The sequence below is a fragment of the Phenylobacterium sp. genome, from assembly GCF_030651755.1.
In the GTDB taxonomy this organism is placed as follows: Bacteria; Pseudomonadota; Alphaproteobacteria; order Caulobacterales; family Caulobacteraceae; genus Phenylobacterium.
In genome coordinates, this window is record NZ_JAUSBZ010000105.1 from 1 (window position 1) to 6,911 (window position 6,911).

At 66.9% G+C, this 6,911-nt stretch carries 7 protein-coding genes; 3 read left to right on the top strand and 4 right to left on the bottom strand.

What is annotated here, in order from left to right:
• Positions 1–606 (top strand): LysR substrate-binding domain-containing protein (locus tag Q7V15_RS09785; protein WP_304755385.1); only part of this gene is annotated, 606 nt, incomplete at its 5' end.
• Here Q7V15_RS09785 and Q7V15_RS09790 read toward each other — a convergent pair.
• Complete coding sequence (locus tag Q7V15_RS09790; protein WP_304755386.1) at positions 603–1,148, bottom strand: GNAT family N-acetyltransferase; 546 nt, start codon at positions 1,146–1,148, stop codon at positions 603–605. The two genes, Q7V15_RS09785 and Q7V15_RS09790, sit on opposite strands and share 4 nt — an antisense overlap.
• Entirely contained in the window at positions 1,145–3,232 is a 2,088-nt protein-coding gene (locus Q7V15_RS09795; protein WP_304755387.1) for a S9 family peptidase, read from the bottom strand. Before Q7V15_RS09795 ends, Q7V15_RS09790 begins: the two co-directional genes overlap by 4 nt.
• Positions 3,233–3,434: 202 nt before the next feature.
• Here Q7V15_RS09795 and Q7V15_RS09800 point away from each other — a divergent pair, with 202 nt between their 5' ends.
• Entirely contained in the window at positions 3,435–4,268 is an 834-nt protein-coding gene (locus Q7V15_RS09800) for a serine protease (protein ID WP_304755388.1), read from the top strand.
• Positions 4,269–4,343: 75 nt separating this feature from the next.
• On the opposite strand, the gene Q7V15_RS09805 is transcribed toward Q7V15_RS09800, so the two are convergent.
• Both Q7V15_RS09805 and Q7V15_RS09810 read right to left on the bottom strand, forming a co-directional pair.
• On the bottom strand, positions 4,344–4,793 hold the full coding sequence (locus Q7V15_RS09805; RefSeq protein ID WP_304755389.1) for a MaoC family dehydratase: 450 nt from the start codon (positions 4,791–4,793) through the stop codon (positions 4,344–4,346).
• Between the two features lie 92 nt (positions 4,794–4,885).
• Positions 4,886–6,424: an acyl-CoA synthetase gene (locus Q7V15_RS09810; protein ID WP_304755390.1), complete on the bottom strand. Its 1,539-nt coding sequence runs from the start codon at positions 6,422–6,424 to the stop codon at positions 4,886–4,888.
• Positions 6,425–6,574: 150 nt separating this feature from the next.
• On the opposite strand from Q7V15_RS09810, the gene Q7V15_RS09815 reads away from it, so the two are divergent.
• Positions 6,575–6,911: enoyl-CoA hydratase-related protein (locus Q7V15_RS09815; RefSeq protein ID WP_304755391.1), on the top strand; the 337-nt coding region annotated here is incomplete at its 3' end.

The following is a 6,911-nucleotide window of genomic DNA, read 5'->3' on the forward strand; positions in this document are numbered from 1 at the left end:
GACTACAGCGTCCTGCCGACCCTGGTCCGACGCTATGCCGCCCTCTATCCGGCCGTGGAGATCGACCTGCGGGAGGCCACCAGTGAGGTGCAGATCACAGCCCTGGTCGAGGGGACTGGACATGCCGGGGTCATCATCCCACCGGCCGGGGGCGTCCTGCCGCCGGGCCTGCGCTATCGCCGCCTGCTGACCGAGTCCCTGGTCGCCGCCGTGCCCGAGGCCTGGCTGGCCAACGGCCGCTTGAGCCTCAAGGCCGGCCGGCTGGACCCGGCCGATGTGGTGCAGTCGCCGCTGATCATCTTCCCCAAGCGCTCGGCGCCGGCCTTCCACGAGCTGATCACCGGCTATTTCGCCGCCCATGGCGGGGCCGCCAGGATCGCCCAGGAAGCCATCCAGATGCAGACCATCATCAGTCTGGTCTCGGCCGAGATGGGGGTGGCCCTGGCGCCGGCCTCTCTGCGCAATCTCGCTCGCACCGGCGTGCGCTATGTGGCGCTGGCCGGCGAGGCGCCTTTGCTCGAAACCGGCCTGGTCTGGCGCCAGGACGACCAGACCCCGACGCTCGCGCGGTTCCTAGACATCGCCTTCGACGGGGTGGTTGATTAGACGCCGCTGAGCGCGAGGCCTGGGGCGTCCGGCTCGCGGGTCGTTCCACCGTTCAGCGCCTTCTGCATCCAGACGGTATCCACCCAGCGGCCGTGCTTGTAGCCCAGGCCAAGGCCGGTCCCCTGGGGCGTGAAGCCCAGGGCGGTATGCAGGCCGATGGAGCCGGCGTTGGCGGAATCGCCGATCACCGCCACCATCTGGCGAATGCCGATGGCCTCGCAGGACTCGATGACGGCTGACAGCACCGCACGGCCGACCCCGCGCCCCTGGGCGTCCGGCGCCACATAGACGCTGTCTTCCACCGTGTAGCGATAGGCCGCCCGCAGGCGGAAGGGTCCAGCATAGGCGAAGCCCAGCGCCTTGCCCTGATCCTGCGCCAATAGATAGGGCAGGCCCCGGGCGACGATCGCCTCGCGGCGCTGGTTCAGCTCGTCGGCCGAGGGCGGGACCTCCTCGAAGGTGCCAAAGCCGTGCAGCACATGGTGGCCATAGATCTCGGCCAGGGCGGCCATGTCGGCGGCCTCAGCGGGACGGACGATCATTTGCTCCAGCCCTTGTCGATGGCCCAGACGGCGAAGGCGTAGTCGAGCGCGATTTCCTTCAGGAAGTCGAACCGGCCAGAGGCGCCGCCGTGGCCGGCCTCCATATTGATCTTCAGCAGGATGGGCGCCTCTGCCGTGGTGTGTTCGCGCAGCCGCGCCACCCACTTGGCCGGCTCCCAATAGGTCACCCGCGGGTCCGACAGGCCGCCGGTGGCCAGGATCGGCGGATAGGGCCTGGCGCTCACCTGGTCATAGGGGCTGTAGGCGGCGATGGCGTCATAGGCGGCCGCATCGGTGAGCGGATTACCCCATTCGGGCCATTCCGGCGGGGTCAGCGGCAGGCTGGCGTCGCTCATGGTGTTGAGCACATCGACGAAGGGGACGGCCGCAATGATCGCCCCCCAGAGGTCGGGGCGCATATTGGCCACCGCCCCCATCAGCATCCCCCCGGCCGAGCCGCCATAGGCCGCGACCCGTCCCTTGGTGGCGTAGTTCTCGGCGACCAGGTGTTCGGCGCAGGCGATGAAGTCGGTGAAGGTGTTGGTCTTCTTGGCCTTGCGGCCGTCCATGAACCAGCCCCAGCCCTTGTCAGAGCCGCCCCGGATATGGGCCGTGGCCCAGATCCAGCCCCGGTCCACCAGGGAGAGATTGCGGATCGAGAAGCTGGGCTCCATGGCGTGGCCATAGGAGCCGTAGCCATACAGCATCAGCGGCGCGGTCCCATCGAGCGGCGTGTCGCGACGCATCAAGAGCGTGATTGGCACCTCTTCCCCGTCGGCGGCGCGGGCAAAGAGTCTGCGGGCCACATAGGCGTCGGGATCGTGACCCGACGGGATCTCCTGGGTCTTGCGCCAGGTTCGCTGCCGGCTGGCCATGTCGTAGTCGAACCACTGCCGGGGCGTGGTCGGCGACTGGTAGACGAAGCGGGTCAGGGTCGTGTCGTACTCCAGCCCGCCCTCCAGGTGCAGGGCGTAGGCCTCCTCGTCGAAGGCGACGATGTGCTCGTCGCCGTCGCGGGTCATCACCGCCATCTGATCCAGGGCATTGACCCGCTCCATCCGCACCAGATGGCCGGCATAGGCGGCGAAGCCGGTGAGGTAGCGGCCGGGCAGGTGGGGGACGAAGTCGCGCCAGGTCGCCCGGGCGGGCAGGGGCTCGGTGGAGACGCACAGCTTGAAATCCACCGCACCATCGGCGTTGGTGCGGATCACCCAGCGGTCGGTCCAGTGGTCAAGCTCATAGCGGACTCCGGTCTCGCGGGGCTGGACGCAGGCCGGCTCGGCGGTCGGTTCGCCAGCCGGGATGATCCAGATCTCGGTGGTTTCCTGGTCGCCCACATGGATGGCCACATAGGCGTCATCAGAGGTCGTCCCGACGCCCAGGAACATGCCCTCGTCTTTTTCCTCATAGGCCAGCACGTCCTCGCCGCCCCGGACGGGCCGGCGGAAGACCTTGGCCGGCCGGGCGTTCTCATCCCGCCAGATCCAGAACAGCCATTCGGAGTCGGGCGAGAAGGTGAAGTCGCCATAGGCGCTCTCGATGGCGTGGGGCAGGTCCTCGCCGGTCACCAGATCGCGGATGCGGATCGTGTAGTATTCCGAGCCCTGCTCATCGGCGGCCCAGGCATAGAGCCGGTGGTCGGGGCTGTGGCCGGCGCCGCCCACCTGGAAATAGGCCTTGCCCTTGGCCAGGGCCTCTTCGTCCAGCAGGATTTCCTCGCCAATCTCAGCGCCCCGCGGGCGACGGGCGCGGATCGGATGCTGGGCGCCTTCCTGGTAGCGGACATAGTAATCCCAGGGGCCATCGGGGGCCGGCACGCTAGAATCGTCTTCCTTGATCCGCCCCTTCATCTCGGCGAACAGGGCCGCCTGCAGGTCCTTGGTGCCGGCCAGCATGGCCTCGGTATAGGCGTTCTCGGCCTTCAGGTGATCGGCTATGTCGGCGCGCAGGGCCGCGGGGTCCCGCAGCACCTTCTGCCAGGCCTCATCCTTCATCCAGGCATAGTCGTCGGTGCGGCTGCGGCCGAGTTGCTCGATGAGCCTAGGCTGCTTGGGGGCGATGGGCGGCGTGGGGCGCTGGGTCATGGCTGCTAGATGCGACGAACTGTGAGCCGCCTCAAGATGCGCCGTTGCAAGGCCACGGTTCGTAGGCCGTCGGGAATAGCCGCGAAGGCGGGCAGGCGCGCGGCATTAGGGCGCGGGCGATAACGTCCTCGCGTCTTGCCGCGTTGCGGCAGGTCTGATTCATTTGGCCCTTCGTCGTGCACCAAACACTCGAGGGGCGTCCATGATCGCAGATCTTGCTGTCGAGCTGATCCACGCCACGGTTCAGATCGAGCAGCCGCTGGGTGATGGAACGCGCACGGTGGGCACCGGGTTCCTGATCAACGCACCGACCCTTGATGGCCAGCCGCGCACAGTCCTGGTGACGGCCAATCACGTCCTGCAGCGCATGCCTGGCGTCCAGGCCCGTATCGGCTACCGCATCGCCAACGCCGACGGCAGCTGGAGCTATGCCCCGCAGAAGTTCAACATTCGGGACGCTGACGGCAATCCCAACTGGACGCAGCATCCCACCCGCGATGTCGCAGCCATCGCCATCACCGCGCCAGCGGAATTCGCCAAGGCCGCGATCCCGACCGACTGGCTGGCGGGCGATGAGACCTTCGCCAGCTATTCGGTGGGCGCCGGCGATCAGATGATGGCGCTCGGCTTCCCCCGCGGGCTGTCGGCCAACCCGGCTGGCTTCCCGATCCTGCGTGCTGGCCGGGTGGCCTCCTTCCCCCTGGCGCCGGCGGCCTCCTTCCCGACCTTCCTGCTCGACTTCACCGTCTTTCCCGGCAATTCCGGCGGGCCGGTGTTCATGGCTGAGGGCGTTCGCCGCAGGCCTGGCGGCGGCGACTCCCAGGAAGTTCAGTTCATCGCCGGCCTGCTGACCCAGCAGGTGGAGCTCAATAGCGAGCGACTGGAGATCGGCATCGTCACCCACGCCCGCTACATCCACGAGACCCTGGCCCTGCTGGACAATCCACTCGCCGAGATCACCGTGGCCCAGGGCGATATGGGCGTCGGCGGCGCCAAGGCCGCCTCGGCGCTGGAGGCGGTGTCGCCGGACTACTGAGGCCACCCATGGCGGTGGCGGCCACGAAAAAGGCCCGCGCCGAAACGCGGGCCTTTCTTGCAGAAATTGCCGAATTCAGGCGCCGTAGACGACCGAAATGGTCTCGGCCACGCAGGCGGGCTTGTCCTCGCCTTCGATCTCGATGGTGCATTCGTTCTTCAGCTGCATGCCGCCAGCCTTGGCCTCGGCGCCGATCAGTTTCTGACGCATGCGAACCCGCTTACCGACGCGGACCATGTTGATGAAGCGCACCTTGTCCGAGCCGTAGTTGATGCCCCGGGTCACGCCCTTGATCGGCAACATGCCGGCGCCCAGGAAGGGGATCAGCGACAGGGTCAGATAGCCGTGGGCGATCGGGCCGCCGATCTCCTTGGTGGCGCGCTCCACATCCACGTGAATCCACTGATGGTCGCCAGTGGCCTCGGCGAACTGGTTCACCCGCTCCTGGGTGATCTCGACCCAGTCCGATACGCCGACTTCCTGGCCGACCAGGCCGGGCAGATCCTTGAATTCCACCGGGTTCATCACTTGCTCCCTAAGGGTTTGAAACAGGCGTTCGGGTCTATCACCTGGGGCGGCGCGGGCAAGGGCGCACCGCGTACTGGCGAAGCCAGACCTCAGACGATCTTCGAGCCTTCCTTGCCCCAATAGGCGTCGCGGATAAGGCGCTTATAGAGCTTGCCCGTCGGGTGGCGGGGCAGCTCGGCCATGAAGTCGAGCATGCGCGGCGACTTCACATGGCTGAGATTAGCCCGGCAGAAGGCCATCAGTTCGGCGCGCAGGTCATCGCCGGCTTGCGACCAGTCCAGAGGCTGGATCACGGCCACCACCTTCTCGCCCATCTCCTCGTCGGGGGCGCCGACCACGGCGGCGTCGGCCACCTTGGGGTGGGTGATCAGCAGGTTCTCAAGCTCCTGGGGATAGATGTTCACCCCGCCGGAAATGATCATGAAGCTCTTGCGGTCGGTCAGATAGAGGAAGCCCTCCTCGTCGACCCAGCCCACATCGCCCAGCGTCGTCCAGCCGTGCCGGTTGGTGTTCTCGGCCACCTTGTCCGGCGCGTTGTGATAGGTCAGCGGTGTGCCGCCGGCGAAATAGACCACGCCTTCCGTGCGCGGCGGCAGGGGTTCGCCCTCGTCGTCGCAGATCTTCACCTCGGCGGTGGTGCCCTTGCCGACAGAGCCCTTATGGGCCAGCCAGTCATGGGGGCCGATGTGGCAGAAGCCATTGCCCTCGCTGCCGGCGTAGTACTCGTGGATGATCGGGCCCCACCACTCCATCATCTGCTCCTTCACCGGGATAGGGCAGGGGGCGGCGGCGTGGACCGCCGACTTCATCGACGACAGGTCGTAGCGGGTGCGGACCTCCGGCGGCAGTTTCAGCATCCGCACGAAGTGGGTCGGCACAAACTGGCCGCAGTCGATCTTGTGGGTTTCGATCAGCTGCAGAGCGTGCTCCGGATCGAACTTCTCCATCACCACCACGGTCCCGCCGATCCGCTGATAGCCCATGCACCAGCGCAGGGGGGCGGCGTGATAGAGCGGGGCGGGCGACAGATAGGTCCCATTGGGCGGGAAGCCGAACATCAGCTCGGCCATCATGGAGAGGGCGTTGGGGGCGTCGATCGGCCCGCCGGTCAGGGGCGGCTTGATGCCCTTTGGCCGACCGGTTGTGCCCGACGAATAGAGCATGTCGGCGCCAGCGGTTTCATCGGCGATCGGGGTTTCGGGCATGCCGGCACGGGCGGCCTCGAAGCTCTCGTACGGCGCGCGGGCCTCGCCGACCATGTAGAATTTCACCCCGGGCAGCAGGGCTGGAAGTTCGTCCACCACCGGCCCGACGCCGGCTGAGGTGATCAGCACCTGGGCGGCGCAATCGCCCATGATGTACTCGATCTCGCCGGCGGTCAGCTTGGACGAGATGCACGCAAAATAGAGGCCGGCGCGCTGGGCGGCCCAGGCGACCTCGAAGAACCGCGGATGGTTCTCCATCAGGATGGCGATCACGTCGCCGGCCTTCAGGCCGAGCTCGCGGAACAGGTGCGCCCCCTGGTTCGACCGCGCCTCGAGCTGGCCATAGGTGACCGTTTCGCCTGAACTGGCCATGATGTAGGCGGCGCGCTCAGGATGGGTCTTGGCGTGATGGGACGGATGCATGGACCTGTTTCCTCCAGGCCGCAGTCCTCTTGGTCGGGACCGTCAGCCAGCTTCTAGATGATCACTGTTAAGCCATGATGCGGTGCTTGACCTCCCGTCCGTCAAGCGGCTCCGATGGCGGAAATCCGACAAAGCGAACGGGAGACGTCCATGACCGCCCAGGCCCTTGCCGAATTCGAGACCCTGAAGCTCGAACTGGAGGATGGGATCGCCCTGCTGACCCTGAACCGGCCAGAAAAGCTGAACGCCTTCAATCCGCTGATGAATCGCGAGTTGATCGCGGCCTTTGATCTGACGGACGCCACCGACGATGTGCGCGCCGTCATTGTCACCGGCGCCGGCCGGGGCTTCTGCGCGGGGGCGGACCTGGGCGGCGGCGGTTCGACCTTCGATTTCGACAGCCGCTCGGCCGACCCCCTCGGCCAGCGGACGGAGTCGGGGGTCTATCGCGATGGGGGCGGGCTGGTGTCCCTGCGCATCTATGAGA